Source organism: Sorangium sp. So ce385, assembly GCF_051474135.1.
Taxonomy (GTDB): Bacteria; Myxococcota_A; Polyangia; order Polyangiales; family Polyangiaceae; genus Sorangium; species Sorangium cellulosum_D.
The window spans coordinates 13,107,232-13,127,769 of sequence record NZ_CP150337.1; the positions used below are offsets into that span (position 1 = coordinate 13,107,232).

General features: G+C 71.3%; 10 protein-coding genes. 6 read left to right on the forward strand and 4 right to left on the reverse strand.

Going from position 1 to position 20,538, the window contains the following annotated elements:
* Positions 1-24: 24 nt before the first annotated feature.
* Positions 25-897, reverse strand: a complete 873-nt coding sequence (locus WME83_RS48020) for a hypothetical protein (protein WP_437316412.1) — start codon at positions 895-897, stop codon at positions 25-27.
* 296 nt (positions 898-1,193) lie between these two features.
* On the opposite strand from WME83_RS48020, the gene WME83_RS48025 reads away from it, so the two are divergent.
* The 6 genes from WME83_RS48025 (at position 1,194) to WME83_RS48050 (ending at position 14,571) form a co-directional block, all read left to right on the forward strand.
* Positions 1,194-10,340, forward strand: coding sequence for a SpvB/TcaC N-terminal domain-containing protein (locus WME83_RS48025; RefSeq protein WP_437316413.1), 9,147 nt, complete (start codon positions 1,194-1,196; stop codon positions 10,338-10,340).
* 1,227 nt (positions 10,341-11,567) lie between these two features.
* Positions 11,568-11,744, forward strand: a complete 177-nt coding sequence (locus tag WME83_RS48030; RefSeq protein WP_437316414.1) for a hypothetical protein — start codon at positions 11,568-11,570, stop codon at positions 11,742-11,744.
* A 56-nt stretch (positions 11,745-11,800) separates the two neighbouring features.
* The gene (locus WME83_RS48035) at positions 11,801-12,277 is read left to right on the forward strand and encodes a hypothetical protein (RefSeq protein ID WP_437316415.1); all 477 of its coding nucleotides are present in this window, start codon (positions 11,801-11,803) and stop codon (positions 12,275-12,277) included.
* Positions 12,278-12,464: 187 nt separating this feature from the next.
* A complete protein-coding gene (locus tag WME83_RS48040) occupies positions 12,465-12,842 on the forward strand; it encodes a hypothetical protein (RefSeq protein WP_437316416.1) in 378 nt (125 codons plus the stop codon).
* A 10-nt stretch (positions 12,843-12,852) separates the two neighbouring features.
* On the forward strand, positions 12,853-13,086 hold the full coding sequence (locus WME83_RS48045) for a hypothetical protein (RefSeq protein WP_437316417.1): 234 nt from the start codon (positions 12,853-12,855) through the stop codon (positions 13,084-13,086).
* Positions 13,087-13,326: 240 nt separating this feature from the next.
* Entirely contained in the window at positions 13,327-14,571 is a 1,245-nt protein-coding gene (locus WME83_RS48050) for an outer membrane protein assembly factor BamB family protein (RefSeq protein WP_437316418.1), read from the forward strand.
* A 21-nt stretch (positions 14,572-14,592) separates the two neighbouring features.
* Here WME83_RS48050 and WME83_RS48055 read toward each other — a convergent pair whose 3' ends face one another.
* The 3 genes from WME83_RS48055 to WME83_RS48065 form a co-directional block, all read right to left on the reverse strand.
* Positions 14,593-14,949 carry a hypothetical protein gene (locus tag WME83_RS48055; protein ID WP_437316419.1) on the reverse strand — a complete coding sequence of 119 codons (357 nt, stop codon included), beginning with the start codon at positions 14,947-14,949 and terminating at the stop codon, positions 14,593-14,595.
* Between the two features lie 70 nt (positions 14,950-15,019).
* A complete protein-coding gene (locus WME83_RS48060) occupies positions 15,020-17,533 on the reverse strand; it encodes a sensor domain-containing diguanylate cyclase (protein WP_437316420.1) in 2,514 nt (837 codons plus the stop codon).
* Between the two features lie 146 nt (positions 17,534-17,679).
* Positions 17,680-20,313 (reverse strand): PAS domain S-box protein, encoded by a 2,634-nt coding sequence (locus tag WME83_RS48065; protein WP_437316421.1) that lies wholly within the window; start codon positions 20,311-20,313, stop codon positions 17,680-17,682.
* Positions 20,314-20,538: the final 225 nt, after the last annotated feature.

Sequence of the window (20,538 nt, forward strand, 5' to 3'; positions counted from 1 at the left end):
GAGGATCTCGTCCCGCGGGCGACGTTATGCTTCCGGGGTCAGCTCCGGGCTCGACGCCGGGGCGGTGACGGGCGCGATGGGCTTGGCCTTCTCGCGGGAGCGCCGCCGCAGGCTCGTCCGGTAGCGCGATACGAACCTGGCCGCGAGCTTGGGCTGATCGCGGAACGCGTAGCGGCCGCCCTCGCGGATCTCCTTGGCGAGCTCGTCGGCGGCCCAGAACGTGCGGTTGCGGAGCTCCAGCGCGCGGGCGGCGCTCGCGTCGGAGGCCTCGTTGGCGGCGGCGTCCTCGAGCGCATCGGCGAGCGCCCTGGCCCGCTGGAGGTCCTTCCTCGTGATGTCGGTCACGCCGAGCGCGCTCTCGTGGTCGGACCAGAAGTCGACGAGATCGCGCAGGTCCTGGATCGTGTCGGCGAGGCCGGAGCCGTCGGCGATGCGCGAGAGCTCGGCCTGGGCGGCGGCGTCGTTGCGGCAGCCCCAGCGGCCGCCGGCCACGAGCTTCGCGTCGAGCGCCTCGGCCTCGTCGCGGAGCCTGCGCTGCGCCGACGTGAGCTGCACGGCGCCGCGCGCACTCTGCCAGGCCTTCTCGAGCGCGCCGAGGCGCCGGGCGAAGCGGGCGAGGAGAGCCACCTTATCGGAGGTGATCCCGATCCTGGCGAGCCGCGCCGCGTGTGCGTCGGCGAGGCGCGCGAGCGAGGTGAGCTCGCGCTCGGCGACGCTGACCGGCATGTCGGGGGCAGTCGCGTAGGTCGGGTTCAGCGCGAGGAGCGCCTCATCGCTGGTCGGATCATGGGGTTGTGCGGCAGGGCGCTTCGTCCTGGAGACGGGCGTCTTGCCGGACGACCTGGCCTTGGGTGAGGTGGACTCGGACGTGTTCTTGACGGTGCGTTTCAGGGGCATGGACTCCCTCCTGGTTGAGCGTAACGGGCGATGGTCGCTCATGAGGAGGAGCTGTCAACCGCGTTCAGCGCGGCCAGGTGTCCGAATGCTGCTGCGAGGATGCTCGTGTGTAGCTTTCATGAAGAGGCGGCTGGGGCTCGGAGGCGACGTCGGCGCCCATTCATTGCTTTCGCGAAAAGCGGATTGACACGGCGCGTTCTGCCGTGGATTCCTGTGCGCCAACGAACGGACTTTGCATCGGGGGATCTCGAATGCGACACGCGGGCTGGTCGTATCGTCTCGTGGTATTTTGTGCTGTGGTGCTCTTGCTCGGGCGGGGGCACGAGGGCGTCGCGCTGGCCGGGCCGCCGGAGCCGCGGCTCTTGCCCTTATCGCCTCCGGGCGGCGGGGTGGCGCTCTCGGCGATTCCATTGCGGCTGCCGAGCGACGGCGCAGGGGGGCTGCTCTTGGGGCCTCGTCTCGACGCGCCGCTGGTCGAGGACGTGGGGGCGCCCCATGGCGAAATGGTGCTCCCCGACCAGGCCCGGGTGGTGGCGTTCGAGGGAGCTGTCCTGGAGATCCCGCAGGGAGCCGTGGACGAGCCGGTGCGGATCACGATCCGGCCGCTGCCATCGGGCGAGGTGCGGCCGATGGGGCGTGCGATGGTCAACGTCACGCCCGGGGGGAGGGCGTATCGCTTCGGGCCGCACGGGCTCAGGTTCAAGAAGCCGGTGCGGTTGACGCTGCCGGTTGACGAGCACGCCATTCCTCCGGGGATGACGGCGCAGCACGTGACGGGCTTCTATTTCGACGAGGCGCTCGGCACCTGGCAGCGCGTCGACCGAGCCGGCGAGGCGGCGAAGGGGAAGCTGGCGAGCCTCACCGACCACTTCACCGATTTCATCAATGCGACGCTGGCGATGCCCGATGCGCCGGGGGCACGCTCGTTCGATCCGAGCAGCATCAAGGGGCTCGCGCTCGGCAGCCCGCTCGCCGGCGTGGCGCTGGTCGCGCCGCCGGAGGCGAGCTCGAGCGGCTCAGCGCACCTGAGCCACCCGATCGTGGTCCCGCCGGGGCGCAACGGGATCCAGCCGTCGCTCGCCATCCGTTACGACAGCGAGCACCGCAACGGGTGGCTCGGCGTGGGCTGGGATCTGCGGCTGTCGCGGGTGGAGATCGACACGCGCTTCGGCGTGCCGACGTACGCGACGGGCGAGGAGCGCTATGCGCTCGACGGGAGCGAGCTCGTGCGGACTGGCGACGTGTCGGTCGAGCCCCAGGCCTACCGGCAGCGGGTGGAGGGGCGCTTTGCGCGGATCCTGCGCCACGGGACCGGACCGGACAGCTATCACTGGGAGGTCACGGACAAGAGCGGAACGACCTACGTCTACGGGCGCAGCGCGAACGCGCGGCTCGCCGATCCGGATCCGGACCGGCCGAGCAATGTGTTCCGCTGGTACCTGGAGGAGGTCCGCGACCCGTTCGGCAACCAGATGTTCTTCCATTACGCGCATCGGGCCGAGTCCTCGGGCCCGGCGCCGCACATCGAGGTGCACCCCGAGCGCATCGAATACACGGCCAACACGTCGCAGGGCGTCGAGGCGGCGTATGCCGTCGACTTCCTCTCGGAGGGCGGCCGGAAGGACGTGACGCTGAACGGCAGGCCGGGCTTCCTGGAGCAGACCAGCGAGCGGCTCCGGCGCGTGGACGTGCGGTTCGGCGAGACGATCATCCGCAGCTACGCGCTCGAGTATACCGAAGGGGATTTCGGCAAGAGCTTGCTCCAGGCGATCGCCGTCTCCGGCAAGGGGAGCCGGGACGACGAGGGGACGCTCACGAGCGAGGAGCTCTATCGACACACGTTCGAGTACTTCACCGCGCCGCGCACCGCGTCCGGGCAGCCCGGGGCGTTCGCGGCCGACGCCGAGACGTGGGGACAGGCGTGGTCTCAAAAAGGCCTGTCGCGCACGGAGGACTCGGCCTTCGGCGGCAGCGTGTCGGTGGGGCTGCTCGGGATCGTCAGCGTGGGCGGCGGCGGGTACAGCGGCGACCAGACGACGCGCTCCAGCCTGCTCGACCTGAACGGCGACGGATTGCCCGACTTCGCCGGCGACGGCGGGGACGCGCTGCGCAACCTGCTGCGCCTGCCCGACCACAATCACCTCGATCCGTTCCACCTCGGCGGGCTCTCCGCGGGGGATCTCGGGCTGACGGACACCTCGGGGTGGAGCGTTCACGCGGGCATCAACGTGGGCGATGCGCTCAGCGCGTCGGCGGCGTACACGCGCAGCCGGGCGGAAGACGAGCGGGTCGTCTCGGATCTCAACGGCGACGGGTTCCCCGATCTCGTGTCGGTCGGGGACCTCGGGCAGCTCCAGGTCGCGCTCAACGATCGGCGCGGCGGGTTCCTGGTCGCGAAGGACTGGGGGGCCGTCGACGGCAGCGCGCCGTCGGGTCGTCCGGACTTCGCGCTGGCGTCGCGCGCCGACTTCTTTCCGGCGGACCCGATGCTGCGGTGGATCGCGCCGTTCGAGGGGGACGTGCGCATCGGAGGCGTGCTGCAAAAGCAGGAGGCGGGCGGCGATGGGCTGCGCGTGGAGCTCGTGCGCAACGGGGAGCTGCCGCCGCTGTTCGGCCATGCGTTCGGTCCGGACGAGCTCGGGCCGTGCGCGATCGGCGCGGGCGATTGCGGGGGCGCGCCGCTCTCGGTTCACGTGTTCGCGGGCGATCGGCTCTACTTCCGGGTGAGCGCGGCGCCCGAGATCGACCCGGAGCGGGTGGTGAACACGGCGTCCGACCTTCTGTCGTGGAGCCCGACGATCACCTACGAGGTCAGCGAGGAGCTGCTCGCGCAGGTGGGGCCGGACGGTCGGCCCATCCATCGATTCGAGTACGCGCAGGACCATCGCCTCGGGGGGCGGCCCGAGGTGCCGTGGGTCGCGTCGTCGGACGGCCTCGTGCGCATCACCGGCGATCTGGTGAAAGGGTCGACGAGCGATGAGCTGCGGGTGTCGATCGCGCGGGAGAGCGAGGGCACGTTCCACAGCGTGATGGATGAGGAGGTGGTGAGCGCGGACGCAGGGGTGCTGGCGCTCGCGGGACGCATTCACGGCGATGAGAACGGCCTGGTGTCGGTGAAGGAGGGCGATCGGCTGTGGTTCCGGGTGAAGTCGGACGTGCCGGACGACCCGGCGCGCGTCTCGTGGACGCCGACGGTCGAGTACCGGACGTACTGCCGCGCCGATCGGCAGACGGGCGAGCGGCGCTGCGGGCCGGTGCAGTGCGCGATCCAGCCGAACGGCCGCGCCGGCTGCAAGCTGGACAGCGACACGGCCGAGGACGCGCCGCTTCCGGTGGCGCTGATCGAGCAGCAGCCGTATGTCGCGATGCCCGTGCAGCGGTGGAGGCCGGGGGCGCGCCGCTCGCCCTGGATCGCGACCGAGACGGGCACGGTGCGGCTCGAAGGGACGGTGGTCGTGCCGGGGAATACGTCGCTGACGCTGCTGGTGCAAGGCGTGCACCGGCTGCTCCACAAGCAGCTGTATGTGCCTGCGAGCAGCGCCGGAAGCGCGGTGACCATGGCGGTCGATCTCCAGGTCCAGGCCGGCGAGCCGATCTACGTCACGCTCTTCCAGACGAACGCGGCCGACAGCAACGGAGCGATCATCGGCGCGAGCATCGATGGGGCGCCGGTGTGGTTCACCGTCCTCGTGCCGGATCCGGCGTCCGAGGCGCTCATCGACGGCGCTCCGCAGGACCCGACGGCGGGCGGGTTCCATGGCTGGTCCGTCGGCTTCATGAACGGAGACCGCGCGTTCTCCGAGGCGGACATCCTGTTCCCGACGCGCGACCCCGAGCGCGGCTTCACGCTCGCGGTGCCGCTCTCGCTGGAGGACGGCACGCCGATCTGGGGCGCCGCGGCGTCGGAGGCGTTCGTGGGCGGCGATCGGGTCTTGCCGTCGGTGGTGGGGCGGCTCTCGGGGCAGCGCCACCGGGGCAGCGTGCGCTACGCGGAGACGTGGAACGCGGAGCTCACGGCGGGCGCGGGTCCCGTGGGCGGCGGCTACAGCTTCGGCAGCACGACGACGGACCTGGAGCTCATCGATCTGAACGGCGACCGCTACCCGGACCGCGTGACGCGCGAGGGCGCGGTGCTCAATACCGGCAAGGGGTTCGGCGCGAGCGCGTCGTTCTCGCTGCCGGAGGCGCTGCGGCGGGTGGAGCACCGGACGGTGCGGCTGAGCGGCGACCTCGCGTCGCTCACGTTCAGCGCGGGAGACGAGGAGGAGCAGACGCTCAACAAGACCGACAGCCGGGGGCGCTCGCAGGGCTACCTGCGCACGAGCTTCAGCGCCGGGACGAGCTACGGATTGTCGGCCGCGCACGTGGAGCTGCTCGACATCAACGGCGACGGGCTGGTCGACCAGGTGACGCAGAACCCCGAGAGCGAGGAGATGACGGTGGCCCTGAACCTCGGCTACCGGTTCACGGCGCCGGTGCCGTGGCAGCGGGACGGGTTCACCAAAGGCAGCTTCGACGCAGGCGAGCTGAACGGCGCGCTCGGCGAGGTGCTGGGCTTCTTCTCGGACGCGGCGGGCGTGGAGGCGGTGCGGCTGGAGGACACGGGCGCGCAGAGCGTCGGGTTCGGGGCGAGCGCGGGCGGCTCCAGCGGCGGGGTGAGCGCGAGCGTGGGCGCGGGGATCGGCTACACGCGCACGACGGCGCGCACGATCGTGGACTTCGTCGACATGAACGGCGACGGGCTGCCGGACAAGGTGATGAAGGATCCGGGGGAGACGTCGTTCCGGGTGCAGCTGAACCTCGGCGACCGGTTCGCCGCGGAGGAGCAATGGCCGGCCGGCGCCTGGGGCGTGAACATCGACCCGCAGGAGTACACGTTCATGGGCGGCGGCGACGCGGTGGGCTTCCGGCGCTCGGAGAGCCTCGACGGAAGCGTGTCGCTCCAGGTCTGTTACTTCGTCTGCATCGGCGGGTCGGTGTACTACTCCGAGGGCAGCGGAGGGTCGCAGCTCGGGTTCGAGGACATCGACGGCGACGGGCTGGCCGACCACGTGCTGAAGCGGGACGGCGACAGCGCGGTGCGGGCGCGGAGGAATGTCATCGGCAAGGCGAACCTGCTCTGGCGCGTGCATCGGCCGCTGGGCGGGAGCGTGGAGATCGACTACCGGCGCGAGGGCAACCTGGTGGTGCCGAGGGAGGTCGCCGCGAACGCGCCGGTGGACGAGAGCGGGCTGCCCGCGGATGACGCGAGCACGGCGATCGACGACAGGACAGCGGTGGTCGACATGCCGTCGAGCCAGTGGGTGCTGAGCGACGTGGTCGTGCGCGACGGCGTGGAGGGCGTGAGCGGCGCGCACGGGGTGCACACGTACCGGACGCAGATCGGCACGCACGGGGACGGGGTGTACCACCGCGATGAGCGGCTGGACCTCGGGTACCGGCGTGTCGCGACGACGACGCTGGGCGAGGTTGAGAATGGGGTCTCCGCGATCTCGGTCGAGGAGGTCGATTACCGGAACGAGGACGTCTACCGGCGCGGGCTCGCGGCGCGCTCGACGCTGCGCGACGGCGAGGGGATGCTCTACACGGTGGAGGAGGTCGATCACCTGGCGCCCGATCTGACGCAGATCGCGGCGAACGGGTGGTTCTTCCCGAGGGAGACGGAGCGGAGGAGCGCGTTCTACGAGGGGACCACGGACGACCCGGCGGCGGTTCACAAACACACGCGGGAGACGCGGTTCTATGACGAGGACGGCAACCTCACCGACGTGTTCTCCTATGGCGAGGACGGGACCTCGGCCGACGACGTGCACCACCACATCAAGTACGAGCAGGACGACGCGCCCTACTTCGTGAAGCCGAGGCTGGTGCGGACGACGGACACGGAGGAGCGCATGCTGCGCGAGCGCACGGCGACGTACGCGCCGGCGACGGGCGCGCTCGAGACGCTCACGAATGTCATCTCCGGAGGCAAGCGGCCGGACGGCTCGCCGTACGCGGCCGACCAGGCGACCTGGCGCTTCGAGCACGATGAGGTCGGCAACCTCGAGACCTTCACCGATCCGACCGCCTACAAGCTGACCTACGGCTACGATGCCCTGACGCAGAGCTACCGCACGTGCGTGAGCGACAGCTTCGGCTACCGCTCGATCAGCGTGCCCAATTACGCGTTCGGCACGGTCGCGCAGGAGACGGACGTCAACGGGCACACGATCGCCCATCGATACGACGCCTTCGGCCGGCTGATCGGGGTTTGGGGGCCGAACGACCTCACCGAGCCAGAGGCGCTTCCGGTCGGATGCACACCGAGCAAGATCTGGAGCGAGGAAGACCTCGACGGAGAGGGTGATCCGGCGGTCGGATTCGAGTACGCGCTCCAGCCCGATCAGTCGACGGCGCTGCCGGCCTGGGCGAAGACGAGCCACAAGGACGCGGAGCACCCGGGCGATCCGATCGTGACGGTGACGTTCGCCGATGGGCTCGGGCGGGTGATCCAGACCAAGAAGGACCTGGAGCGCGACACGGGCACGGGTACCGAGGTCGGGATGACGGTGAGCGGCGCGGTGGCGTTCGACGCGCTCGGCCGCGTGGTGGAGCAGGGGCAGCCGGTGTTCAGCGTGGAGCCGGACACGACGTTCGTGGCCGTGGAGATGCTGCGGAGCACGCACTTCCAGCACGACGTGCTGTCGCGGAAGCGGCGGGTCGAGGCGCCTGACCCGAAGGCCGAGGCGACGGGCGGCCATGCGCGGACGCTGATCGAGTACGACGTGGTGCAGTTCGACGGGCGGCTCTTGTTCCAGGAGACGGTGATCGACGCGAACGGCAAGTCGCGGAGCAGCTACCGGGACGTGGGCGGGCGGATCGCGGCGGTCGAGGAGTGGAACACGATCGACGGAGCTCCGCAGCAGATCGTGACGCGGTACGAGCACAACCCGCTGGGCGAGCTGGTGCGCGTGACGGACGCGCGCAACAACGCGACGACGGCGACGTACGACTCGGTCGGCCGGATGGTGGAGCTGGTGAGCCCGGACGCCGGGCGCACGGAGTGGCGGTATGACCTGGCCGGCAACCTGCGGGCGAAGCAGACGGCGGAGCTCGGGCTGCGCGGTCAGCTGATCCGGTACGAGTACAGCTACAACCGTCTGTCGAAGATCGACTATCCGGTGACGCAGGACGTGGTGTACACGTACGGCGCCGCCGATGAGGCGGGCGATGCGAAGGGCAACCGCGCGGGGCGGCTGACGCAGGAGACGAGCGCGGCGGGGACGCGGAGCTATCGCTACGATCGCTTCGGGAACGTGGCCGAGCTCGTGGCGGAGTTCCCGCGGCTGCGCGAGCCGCACCGGGGGCCGTACCAGGCGACGCTGAGCTACGTGTTCGATTCTCTGGGGCGGATGCAGGAGATCCACTTCCCCGGCTCCGGCGAGGAGATCGTGCGCTACGGCTACGACCGCGGCGGCCTCTTGGTGTCGGCGCTCGGGGAGAACCAGAAGGTCAATCCGCAGCACCCGGACGAGCCGATGACGACGGAGTACCTGAGGCACATCGGGTACGACGCGTTCGGGCAGCGGGTGCGGGTCGTGGCGGGCAACGGGGTCGAGACGAAGTACCGTTACAACCAATCGACGCGGCGGCTGTCGGAGGTGGACGCGGATCACCGGACGCCGCAGATGCAGCAGATGGGCCGTCCGCCGAGGGCGTTCCAGCGGCTGCGCTACGACTACGACCTCGTGGGCAACGTGCTCGCGCTCGACAACGCGGCGCCGTTCGACGAGTCGCTGGGCGGGGCGGTGATGGTCGCGACGACGCAGCAGCGGTTCGCGTACGACGACCTGAACCAGCTGACCGCGGCGTCGGGGACCTACCAGGAGCGGGGGCACGAGCAGCAGCGATACACGCTCGACATCACGTACGACGTCCTCGGGAACGTGAAGAGGAAGGGGCAGGAGGTCGCCCGCTACGTGCCGAATGGCCCGGGGCAGTGGCGGTTCGAACAGCCGATTCGTGAGAGGACGTACCGCAACGAGTACCGCTACACGGGGCCGAGGCCGCACGCGGCGAACCAGGTGGACGAGTTCGTGCCGGCGGAGTCGCAGCCGCGGCTGCGGGAGCTGTTCCACGACGCGAACGGCAACCACAAGGAGTGGAAGTACCGCGGCAGCCCGCAGCGGGTCCTGAGCTGGGACGAGGACAACCGGCTGGTGTCGGTGCGGGAGAACGGACAGGAGCTGTCGCGGGCGCTGTACGACGGCGCCGGGGAGCGGCGCGTTCACCTGCACCGGGTGGCCGGCGAGGAGGAGACGGCGTACGTCGACCAGCACCTCGTGGTGCGCAACGGGGTGACGGCGACGAAGCACATCTTCGCGGGCGAGACGCGGATCGCGAGCAAGATCGACGCGGACTGGTTCCAGGAGCCGCCGATCTTGTACTACCACCCCGACCACCTCGGGAGCACGCAGTACGTCACCGACCAGGACCAGCAGCTGAGCCAGCACGTCGAGTACCTGCCGAGCGGCGAGCTGTGGACCGACCAGACGGACTCGCGGTTCCAGAACCGGCAGCCGTACCTGTTCAACGGCAAGGAGCTCGACCTGTCGACGGGGCTCTATGACTACGGGGCGCGCAGCTATGAGCCGCGGCTCGGGGTGTGGCTGAGCCCGGATCCGATCCTCGACCAGTACATGGCCGGAGGGCCTGCCGGGGGCGTCTTCAATCCAGGCAATCTCGGGCTGTACACCTACGCGCTGAACAATCCTGTCAATCTCGTCGATCCGGATGGTCGGCAAGCGCAAGGAGGGGGAGGCCGGAACATTCCGCCCGGCGGCGCTGGGATGGGTGGGTGCCGGAATCCAAGCTGTTTCAACGGACCCGAGGGGGCAGCGTTCCACCAAAGCCAACTGGTGCAGCGCATGGCCCAAAGCGGGCGGGCGGCAAGCGCAGCGGCCGCGACTGGCGGCTTGAGGCGCGGCCTCGGCGACGCCGCGCGTCGGTTGCTGCTCAGGCTCGTCACGCAGCAGCAACAACAGCAGACCGCACAGGCGGCAGCGCAGCCGGCCGTGGCGCCGCCGCCGGCGCCACAAGCGGCTCCGAAGCCGCCTGCATCATCCGCAGGGGGTGCGATCGACAAGGCTCGCGCAGCGCGCGATGCAGCGGGTCGTCTCCCGGATGGACGACCCGATCGGTCGAGCGCGGCATATGTAGGCATCGCGCGTGATGGCGAAACTGCCGTAGGCCGCTCAGGGCCTGGCGTTCACGCCGAGGTTGAGGCGGATGCGAAGCTTCCTGGTGGAACCATGACGGAGGTCATGGGTTGGCGGAGAAATGTAGCTACGGGCCAGCTGGAATGGGCGCAGATTCCAATTTGTGCGAACTGCCAAACTAGGTTCCCTCCGGAGCGATTCGTCCCCGGAACTGTTCGTGCGCCCACGGGAGGTTCAAAATGACGAGTGCGAATGCGGCGGAGCGTCTCTTGGTGTTAATTGACTGGTCGAGTCTCCGAGCCGTGGGCGGGGACGGCGAAGGAGTGCAACGCGCAATCGATGAACTTCTAGTGTCGGAGAACGGAGAGGCTGCTCAACGCGCGTATTGGGGTATTGAGAATCACGCGTTCGTCCAAGGCGAGCTGTTTGAGGTCTCTGAGGCGTGTGCATCGGTCTTGATTGCTTCCCTGACCGATCCGCGCGAAAAGTGGGTTCGCGTGGCTGTGCTCGAGCTCATCTTCCAGATTCTTTGTGGGCATGCTTCAGCGAGCCCGGGCACGCCATCTGACATCGTGGAGCGATGTCGTCGTGCAGTGCGAGAGGGACTGTGGCTCCTATATCGCGAGGCGATATGCGGGGAGCGAGATGCGGCGCTCGATGTGTTGGAGCAGCTTGGTGAGGGAGAGCGAGCTCGCAGGCTTCTGAGTACGGCCACTGCGGATGAGACGCATGCGAGACGTGGGCGTCCGTGATGGAGCGGAAATGGCGCCGAAACCAGCACAAGCATTCGACGAGATCTCTGTCGGTGCCCCTACACATGCCGGCAGGGGAGATTTGTTATCGAGTTCACGCCGCGCCAGGGCGTTGCGTTCTCTCCGGGAAAGCCGGGCGAGCTTATCCCCCGGGGCACGGTTCGCTTGAGCTACGAGCCGCGGCTCGGGGTGTGGCTCAGCCCGGATCCGATCCTCGACCAGTACATGCGGGGGGCGCCGAACGGCGGTGTCTACAGCCCAATCCACCTGGGGCTGTCTACGTACACGCGGAATAACCCGCTGAGGTTCGTCGATTCGACTGGGCTGGCCGAGGAATGCGTCGATGGCGGGTGTCAGTCGTACGTGGGGCCGCTGGACAGCCCGGAACAGAGCATCGATCCGGATGAGACGATGTGCACCTCTGGAGTCTGCGTGGACGGAGGCCCCGCGGAGCGACTCGCTTTCCGCCAAGCGCAGGTCGCTCGAGAAGATCTGCCGCTGGAAACATCGATGATCGACCCGATCGACGCGGTGGGCATTGGGGGTACAGCCGTGACGCTGGTGAAGGCTGGGGGCAAGGCTCTCGCCAAGCTAGCTGCGCGGAAGGCCGCAGCGAAAGTGGAAGCCTTGGCCGCAAGGGGGGAGGGCTGCTGTCGAAGTTCATGCCTACGCAGTCCGCCCGGCGCTTCGACATGGACAAGGTCGACGAATATGCGGAATGGACAAGGTCGACGAATATGCGGAGATGATGCGCAATCGCGCCTGGAACTGGTCCGAGTACAATTTCATCGTGGACAAGGCCGGAAACATCGTATCGGGTCATCACCGTGTGCTCGCGGCGGAGCGAGCCGGCGTCGAGATTCCTGAGAGGGCGATCCGCCACTTGATTCGGTGACGCCTAGGCCTGTCTACGATTGGAAGGAAATAGTCGATCCCTAGCGCGAGGTTTGTATGGGCGTTGAGGATTTCAAGGTTGCAATTGAGTCGTCTGTATCCCAAGATGATGCTGCTGGACTCCTGTTGCGGATTCCCGGAGCTTCACCGGCCGACAGCTTCAGCCCAAAGGCTCGGCGCGTACACGTGCGAGGCGAAGATTATGTTTTCGAAATCGAGATCCGTGCCACGGGTGGCGAGAGCCGCATAGAATTCAGCATGGCGATCTGTCATCCGATCTCTGGGCTCAAGAAGTTTACGGCATTGGTCTGGGAGATGATCGCAGTCCTGTGCGCCGAGTCTGTCTCGATCATGGAAGATCTACCGGAAGGAGTGGCCGGGGACTTCCCGCCCGCACCACTGGAAGATTTTGCTGATGCTATGGCGCGTGGACTCGCATTCAAGCGTGAGCTCTGGAGAGCTGACTTCGGCGTAGACGAGGCGGCCATCACCTCCCGGGAGGCATTGGGCCGCTTCGTCTTGCGGGAAACATGACTGAGCACGCGCCGCCCGGCTCCAGCTCCGGAAGGGTTGAAGGCGCTCCGGTTCGATCGTCGTACCCGCTATCGAACGTCATTGATCCCTCCGAGCCGGCCGCTGTCTTCGCGTGTCGTCCCCACCGCCCCGACGCTTCCTTGCTCGGCCAACCGGAGCCGCGCTACGACCGCCGCAGGACCACCGCGTGCGACCCCCGCCCCGCGCCGCCGCCGGCGACGGACAGCGCTGCGCGCTCCTCCTCCCGGCGCTCGCCGCGCTCGCGGCGCTGTCCGTCGCCTGCCGCGGCGGCCAGACGCAGGGCGAGGCCTTCGATCCGCGCTGGAAGGACGACGGCGGCGCCGGGATCGCGGCCTTCCAGCGGCGCTTCGCCGGAAGACCCGTCCCCGTCGGCGTCGACGTGGCGGTCGGCGTCGTCGCGGCCCCTGGTGTCATCAGCATGACCACCGGTGCGTTCACGCAGACAGGGTCGATCCTTGTCCCTTATGCAGCGGTTTATGGGCCTGATCTGCTCATCTATGGTGCTGCCCGCCGCGCCGTTCGTGGCGTTCTCTGGTATGGGTGATTGATGGTTTATGTTGCGAGATGGGCTCACGAGTCCAGAGTGGTGGATCAAGTTGTTTTCTGTGCTGGCAGTGGCCGGTATTGGGATCGTCCTTGCCGGTGGCCGAGTCAAGAGCAAGCCGATGATTGTGCTCGGCGTGACTCTGTGTGCGCCGCTGGTTTTGGGAGGTGTCGTGATGTTTGCGGCTGGAATCGTGGCTCTGGCCGTTGACAGGAGGAAGAATCGCAAAAAATCGAATGAATAGCGACTGGCGCCCCGGGGGGGCACGGCGGTGATCCACGAACGACCGGCTCACCGATCTGGGCTGAATCCCACCTTCGCCACGAACACGCCGAGCCCATCCCCTCGGACGGCGGCGCGCGCCGCCGTCCGAGGCCACGCACCTCCGCTCCGCCGCGCGCCTCGCTCGCGCCGCCCCCACCGCCCCGACGGTTCCTTGCTCGGCCAGCCGGAGCCGCGCTACGACCGCCGCAGGACTCCTCGCATGCGACCCCCGCGCCCGCCCCGCGCCGCCGCCCGCGCGCTCCTCCTCGCGGCGGCCGCGCTCTCGGCGCTCTCCGTCGCCTGCGGCGGCGGACAGACGCAGGGCGAGGCCTTCGACCCGCGCTGGAAGGACGACGGCGGCGCCGGCATCGCGGCCTTCCAGCGGCGCTTCGCCGGAAGACCCATCCCCATCGGCGCCGACGTGGCCGTCGGCGTCGTGGGCGGCACCGGCGCGCGCGAGCTCGTCGGGGTGCCGCTCGGCGGCGGCGCCGCGTGGACCTTCGAGCACCCGCTCGACGCGCGGCCGGCCGTCGCGGGGAGCGTCGTCGTCGGGCTCGGCCAGGGCGAGCTGTTCGCGCTCGACGCGCGCACCGGCCAGCTGCTCTGGATGCGGCGGGCCGGCGGCAGGCTCCGCGGCGCGGGCGACGACGGCGAGACCACCGTGGTGTCGCTCGTGTCGACCACCGGCACCATGAGCGTGGTGCTCGCCATCGGCCACGACGGGATGGTGCAGCGCCAGATCGAGGACGACGCCGACATCGGCGTGCCCGCCGTCGTGGGGCGCTACGCGTTCCTGCCGTGGCAGGGGCGGTACGTCACGGTCTTCGACCTGCAGACGGGCCGCGAGGCGGCGCGGGCGCTGCTCCGCACCGAGGTGAGCCGCGCCTTCCTGCTCGGCGGCGCCGTCTTCTTCGGCGGCGGCTCGGCGGCGACGCGCTTCGACGCGGCCATCGGCCTCGGCGCGGCCGGCCGCGCGTCGACCGCGCGCCTGCCGGCGCGCGAGCTGCCCGGGGCGCCGGTCTGGATGAGCGACGGGACCGAGGTGCTCGCGCCGGTCGCCTCGGCCGAGGACAGGGCGCGCCTCTACGCCCGCCCCCGCGCCTCCGGGCCGCCCGGCATCGAGGCGGAGCGCTTCGTGGCGACGTACTACCGGGCCGCCGTCGGCATCAACGCGCGCACGGGCGCGCTCGCGTGGGCCCACGCCGGCGAGAGCGACTTCCTCGGCGGCGCGGCGTACACCGGCGGCTTCGCGCTGTGCGACGCGCGCGGCGGGATCACCTTCCTCGACGCGCAGGGCGGCGCCGTGACAGGGCGCGCGTCGCTCGGCCGGCCGGTCCAGGCGTGCGTGGTGCAGGCCGACGGGCTCACCGCCGCGAAGATCGCCGACACGGCGGCTGCGCGCGCCGACAGATCGGCCGCAGAAGGTGAACAGGAAGGCAGGAAGGCCGCGGCTAGCGCGCCTTGACCGGCGCCGCGCTGCCGCACCTCAGCGAGGCTTGTCGCCCTTGTCCTCCGGGTCGACCGCGATGCGGAACCCAGGGTCCTCCGGCGTCGGCCCGGCGGGCCGCGTCGGTGGGACGTCGGGCTCCGCGCCGTCCTGGGGACGCTCGTCCCGCGGCGGCGGCGCCGGCGGGCGCTTGCTCAGCTCGGCGCCGAGCCGGCCGACCACGTTCGTCGCCGCCCGCACGAGCTCGCGCCCGGCGTCGTCGACCGCCTTGCCGACGCTCGTGCGGTCGAGGTCCCTGCGCAGGTCCCCGGCCGTCTTGCGCGCCGCGCGCCAGAGCAGGCTCAGCCCCTGCTTGAGATCCTCTTTGGGGTCGCCGCGATCGGGGTCCGAGCTCATCGCTCCTCCTTGGCCTCTCGAGCAGGCTTATGTTCCCGCCGCGCTGGCGCCGCAAGCGGCGCGCAGGCGCTCAGGCCGCGGTCTTCGGCTTGCTCGAGGGATCAGCCTCCGACGGACGCCTCGGCTTGCTCCGGGGCTCGGCCTCGCCGGGCGCGCCGGGCGTCTTCGCCGGTGGCGGCCCCGAGGCCGCGGCGCGCCTCCCGGCCGCCGGCGCGCTGTCCGGCCCCGCGAGCGCCGGGGCGGCGCTGCCCACGGGCGCCCTGCGCGGCGGGGCGGGCGCCGCCGCGGCCCTCACCGCGGCGGCCCTCGCCGCCGCGCCCGGCTCCGCCGCGGTCCTCGCCGCGGATCTCGACGGCGCGGCCGCCTCCGCCGCGGCCCTCGCCGGCGCCGGGGGCTCCGACCCTGCCTTCGCCGGCGCGGTCGCCTCCGCCGCGGGCGGGTGCGCGCTGTTCGATCGCATCGACGGCGACCACGCCGTCGAGCGGTTCCGGCCCGACCGCTTCGAGACGTACAGCGACTCGTCCGCGGCCTTGAAGAGCTCCTCCCACGTGCTGCCCGCCTCGGGGTACGTGGCGATCCCGATCGAGCAGGTGACCTGGCACTGCACCGGGCCGTTGCTCCCGGCCGCGTGGAACGTCGTCCGGCCGAGCTCCTCGCGCACGCGCTCGGCCAGCAGCATCGCGCCGCGCGCGTCCGTCTCCTCGCAGATCACCACGAACTCCTCGCCGCCGAAGCGCGCGACCGCGTCGGTCGTGCGCTTGGCGCGCCGGAGCACGTCGCCGAGCCCCTTGATGATCACGTCGCCCACGTCGTGGCCGTACGTGTCGTTCACCTTCTTGAAGTGGTCGATGTCGGTCACGAGCACCGAGAGCCGCCGCGAGAACCGGCGCGCCGCCGTGATCTTCTGGTCGGCCACCTCGAGCATCGCCCGCTTGTTGAGCAGCCCGGTGAGCCCGTCCATGGTCGCGAGCTCCTCGAGGCGCCGCATCATCCGCGCGTTCGAGAGCGACACGGCCATGTGGCTCGCGAGGACCTCGAGCGTGCTGCGCACCGAGTCGGTGAAGGCCGCGCGCCGCCGCGAGCCGAGGACCAGCGTGCCGAGCGGCCGGTCGTGGACGACGAGCGGGAGCACGATGATCGACGGCATCGACGGCGGCGTGACGCGGCGGGTGAAGACGATCTGCCGCTTCTCGTCGTACTCGCCGCGGTACGGCAGCGGGTGCCGGTTCTGGAGCACCATCGAGACGAGCCCGGCGTTGTGGCGGAACCGCTGCCCGGTCAGCTCGGCGACCCCATCGCCGCTCACGGCGCGGATCTCGTGGACCTTCTGGGCCTCGTCGTAGAGCGTGACCGCCGCGAAATCGACCGACGTGATCTCGCGGGCGCTCGTGACCCCCGCCTCGATGACGCCCGGCTCGGTCGTGGCGGCGCCGAGCGCCTCGGCGGCGCGGTAGAGCTTGCCCTGCTCGACCTTGGCGCGCTCCAGCTGGACGAAGACGCGCTCGTTCTGGATGGCGCGCACGGCGTAGCGGCACGCCTCGTCGATGAGCTCGAGCTCCCGCGGCGAGAACGGCCGGTCCTCGACGCGATCGACGACGAGCACGCCGCGGAGCTGGCCGTGCTCGAACACCGGCAGCGCGCACACGGCGCGCACCGGGGAGGCGCCGACGTAGTAGGGGAGCTTGTAGCCGGGCTTGAGGCCGCCGATGACGACCGGCGCGCGCTGCGTGATCGCCGCGCCGAAGACGCCGTCGCCCGAGAGGAACGGGCCCTCGGAGAGGTTCGGGGCGTCGCTCGCGAGCTCGCTGATGCGCAGGTGCGTGCCGGCGTCGTTCTGCCAGAGGAGCATCGCGGTGTAGAGATCGAGCGACTCGCGCAGGAGGCGGAGCGCGAAGAGCACCGACTGGTGGATCTCCTCGACGCCCGAGCGGGCGAGCCGCTCGTCGTCGCCCTTCTGGGCGGCGCCGCGCGCCTGGGCCGGGGCGGAGAGCAGCCGGTAGCTGCGCGCGTCGTCGCGGAGCCGCTCGATCTCGGCCTTGAGCCGGGTGTTGGAGGCCTTCCGGACGCGGCTGATCTCGGCGCGGAGGATGGCCGCGTTCAGCACCGAGAAGACGGCCATGAAGCCGATGTGCGGCGCGGCGGCGCCCCACGCGATCGGCGCGCCGCGCTTGGCCATGGCCGAGCGGACGGCGAGCTCGAGGGCCGCGGCGGCGAGCGCGACGAGGAGCGACGCGCCGGGGCGGGCGAACGCGCTCACGAGGGCGATGACGACGTAGAGGGCGGCGTGGGCGTCGCCGTCGAGCGAGCCGTCGAGGCGGAGGACCGCGGCGAACGTCGCGACGACGAGGAGGGCGCCGACCTCGAGGTCGAGCAGCGCGCTCGCCTCGATGGCGGCGGCGCGCCGCCGCGCCCGCTGGACGAGCGCCGCGACCAGCACGATCAGCGCCACGGCGGCCGCGAGCTTCGGCAGGGGCTCGGCCGCGTCGAGGACGACGAGCCCCCCGAGGGCCAGCGCGCAGGCGAGCGGCGCCGCGTTGCGCGCGATACGTCGGGCGGTGAGCACGGCGAGCACCAGGTTGGCCATGGGCTCGCATGCCGCTATCAGAGGTCGATCCTCCGGGCCCAGTTCTCGGCTGCGGGCGGCCGGCCGGTGAGGTGGGTGAGGATGCGACAACGCCGGGCGCCGCCTCGATGCGCCGCGGCTGCGCGCGGCGAGGGCGAGCGCGCGTCCTACCTCGCGGCGGGCGCCGGCGGCGGGCCGCCCTCCGGCGGGGCGCCGCCCGCGCCGACGGCGCGCGGCAGCTCGACCGAGAAGGTCGCGCCGCGCCCCGGCGCGCTCTCCACCCGCACGGCGCCCCCGTGCTGCTCCACGATGAGCCGCACGATCCACAGGCCGAGGCCGAACCCGCCGTAGTGCATCACCGACGCCGCGCGCTGGAAGCGCTCGAAGATGCGCGCCTGGTCGCCGGGCGCGATGCCGATGCCGCGATCCTGCACGGCGAACCGGACCCGCTCGGCGTCGGCCTCGACGCGCACGTCGATGGGCGCGCCGGCGCCGTATTTCACCGCGTTCGACAGGAGGTTCGTGATCACCTGCTCCATGCGGGCGCGATCCCAGCGCACGAGGACCTCCTCGCCCCCGAGCAGCCGGATCGACGAGCCCCGGCGCGGCCCCTCCTCGAACCGCTCGACGCTCTCGCGGAGCAGCGCGACGAGGTCGAACTCCTCGACGTGGAGCGACAGGCCCCGCGCCGAGATCCGGGAGACGTCGAGCAGCTCGTTCACGAGGTCGCTCAGCCGGAAGACGCTCCGGTGCATGGTCGAGAGCTTGGCGTCGAGCCGCGCCGCGTCCTGGGAGGCCTGGCCGAGCCGGAGCGCCCGGCGCAGGCTCTCCACCTGGAGGAGGAGCGCCGTGAGCGGCGTCTTGAGCTCGTGCGACGCGATGGAGAGGAACTCGTCGCGCACCTCGACCGCCTCCTCGAGGCTCCGGAGGAGCCGCTCGCGCTCGTGCTCCAGCCGGAGCCGCTCGGTCTCGTCGCGGGTGTTCATCACGGCGCCCGCGGGCGCGCCGTCCGCGCGGCGCAGCGGGGACGCGCTCGCGGAGAGGACGCGCGCCGAGCCGTCCGGCCGCTGGACCTGCCAGCAGACGCTCTCCACCTTCTCCCCGCGCAGGGCGCGGTGGAGCGGCGTCTCCGCGGCGGGCGCCGGGGCGCCCTCCGGCGGGGCGGCGCCCGTCGCGCGCGCCCAGGCGTCGATCGTGAGCTCCGTGGCCGGCCCGAGCTGCCGCTCGGCCTCGGGGTTCATCAGGCGGACGACGCCGTGCTCGTCCACCATGACGATCCCGTCGCCGCTCTGCCCGATGATGCGCCGCAGGACCGCGTGCTCGGCGGCGCGCCTGGCCTCGCTCTCCCGGAGCGCGTCCTCGGCGCGCTTGCGCTCGATCCCGTGGGCCACCGTGACGGCGATCGTCCCGAGCGCGTCGAGCACCTGCTCGTGCAAGGGCCGCCGCGCGAACATCGCCATGACGCCGATGAGCCGGTCCTCGACGAGCAGGGGGTAGCCGGCGAACGACACCATGCCCTCGCGCCGCGCCCAGCCCTTCTCGCTCACCTGGGGATCGCGGAGGACGTCGTTCGTGAGGTGCGGCCGGAGCTCCTTCGCGATACGGCCGATCTTGTAGCTGCCCACGGGGATGCGGCTGTGGGGGCCGTCGAGGTGCGTGTAGATCCCCGCGCTCGCGCGGAGGTCGAGGACCTGCGCGCGCTCGTCGAGCAGCCAGATGCGGGCGAACGCCGCGTCGAGGTGCCCCCGGATCGCCTCGGCGCAGCGCTGCAGGAGCTCGCGCATCGTCCCGGGGAGGGACAGCGCCGCGCTCACCTCGGCCCGGAGCGCGCCCATGAGCGCCTGCGCGGAGAGCAGCTGCTCGCTCCGCTTCCGCTCGGTGATGTCCACGAACGTGACGATGGCGCCGACGACCTCGCCTTGCCTGCGGACCGGGCGGGACCAGTACTCGACGGGGAAGCTCGTCCCGTCGGCGCGGAAGAGCAGCTCGCCGGCGAGGTGCGCGGCCTCGCCGCCCCAGGCCGTGCGGCAGATCCGGCACTCCGACTCGGGCAGCGGCGCGCCGCCCTCGCGCGTGTGGTGGACGAGCTGGTGCATGGCGCGGCCGACGAGCTCCGCCTCGTCGCGGTACCCGAGCAGCCGCACGCACGCCCGGTTGGCGAACGTGCACCGGCACGCGCGATCGAGCCCGTAGATCCCTTGCTCGGTCGACTCGAGCAGCGCCTGCGCCCGCTCCTCGCTCTCGCGGAGCGCCTCCTCGGCGACCTTGGCCCGCGTGACGTCGACGGAGATGCCGCGGGCGACGGGCCCCCTGCCGGCGGGGTCCGCGCGGCGGGCGAGCTCGCTGCTGAGCCACACCGTGCGGCCGTCGGCGGCGAAGAAGCGGTGCTCGATGCGCTCGGTCGAACCCTCCGCGAGGACCTTGCGCGCCAAGGCGAGCAGCCGCGACCGGTCCTCCGGGTGCTGGTGCCGCCAGAAGAGGCCGTCATCGGCCGCCCAGCGCTCGGCGGCGTGCCCGAACAGCTCCCTCGCCGGCGCGCGCGCCGTCGACAGCTCGAGCGCCTCGCCGGAGACCTCCCAGATCAGCGCGCCCGGCGCGCCGAGGAGCGCCGGCGCCCACGCGCCCTCGGCCGGCATGTCCCGCTCCTCCTCGGCCGGCGTGTCCCGCTCGTCCTCGGCCGGCGTGTCCCGCTCCTCCTCGGCCGGCGCGTCGCGCTCGTCCTCGGCGCGCGCTGGGCCCGGTCGGCCTGAGCCCGGTGCGCTCCTCGTCTGGCCCTGCGCGTCGCTCGCCGGACAGCCCACATGTCAGGCTAGCATGGTTGCCGCAGCGCGCCGGTGGGTCTCCTGCTCTCGAGCCTGCGCGGCGCGGCTCGGCTCCCCTCGGCGCGCACGGCCGATCCTGCGCCGGGGCGCCGTCGCGGCGGGCGGCGAGCGGCGGCCCAGCTCCCTCGATCCGCGCCGCCCCGGCTCGCCGGGCGGCGCGCGTGGGCGGCGGATCCGCCGCCTGCCCCGTGCGATCGGGGGCGA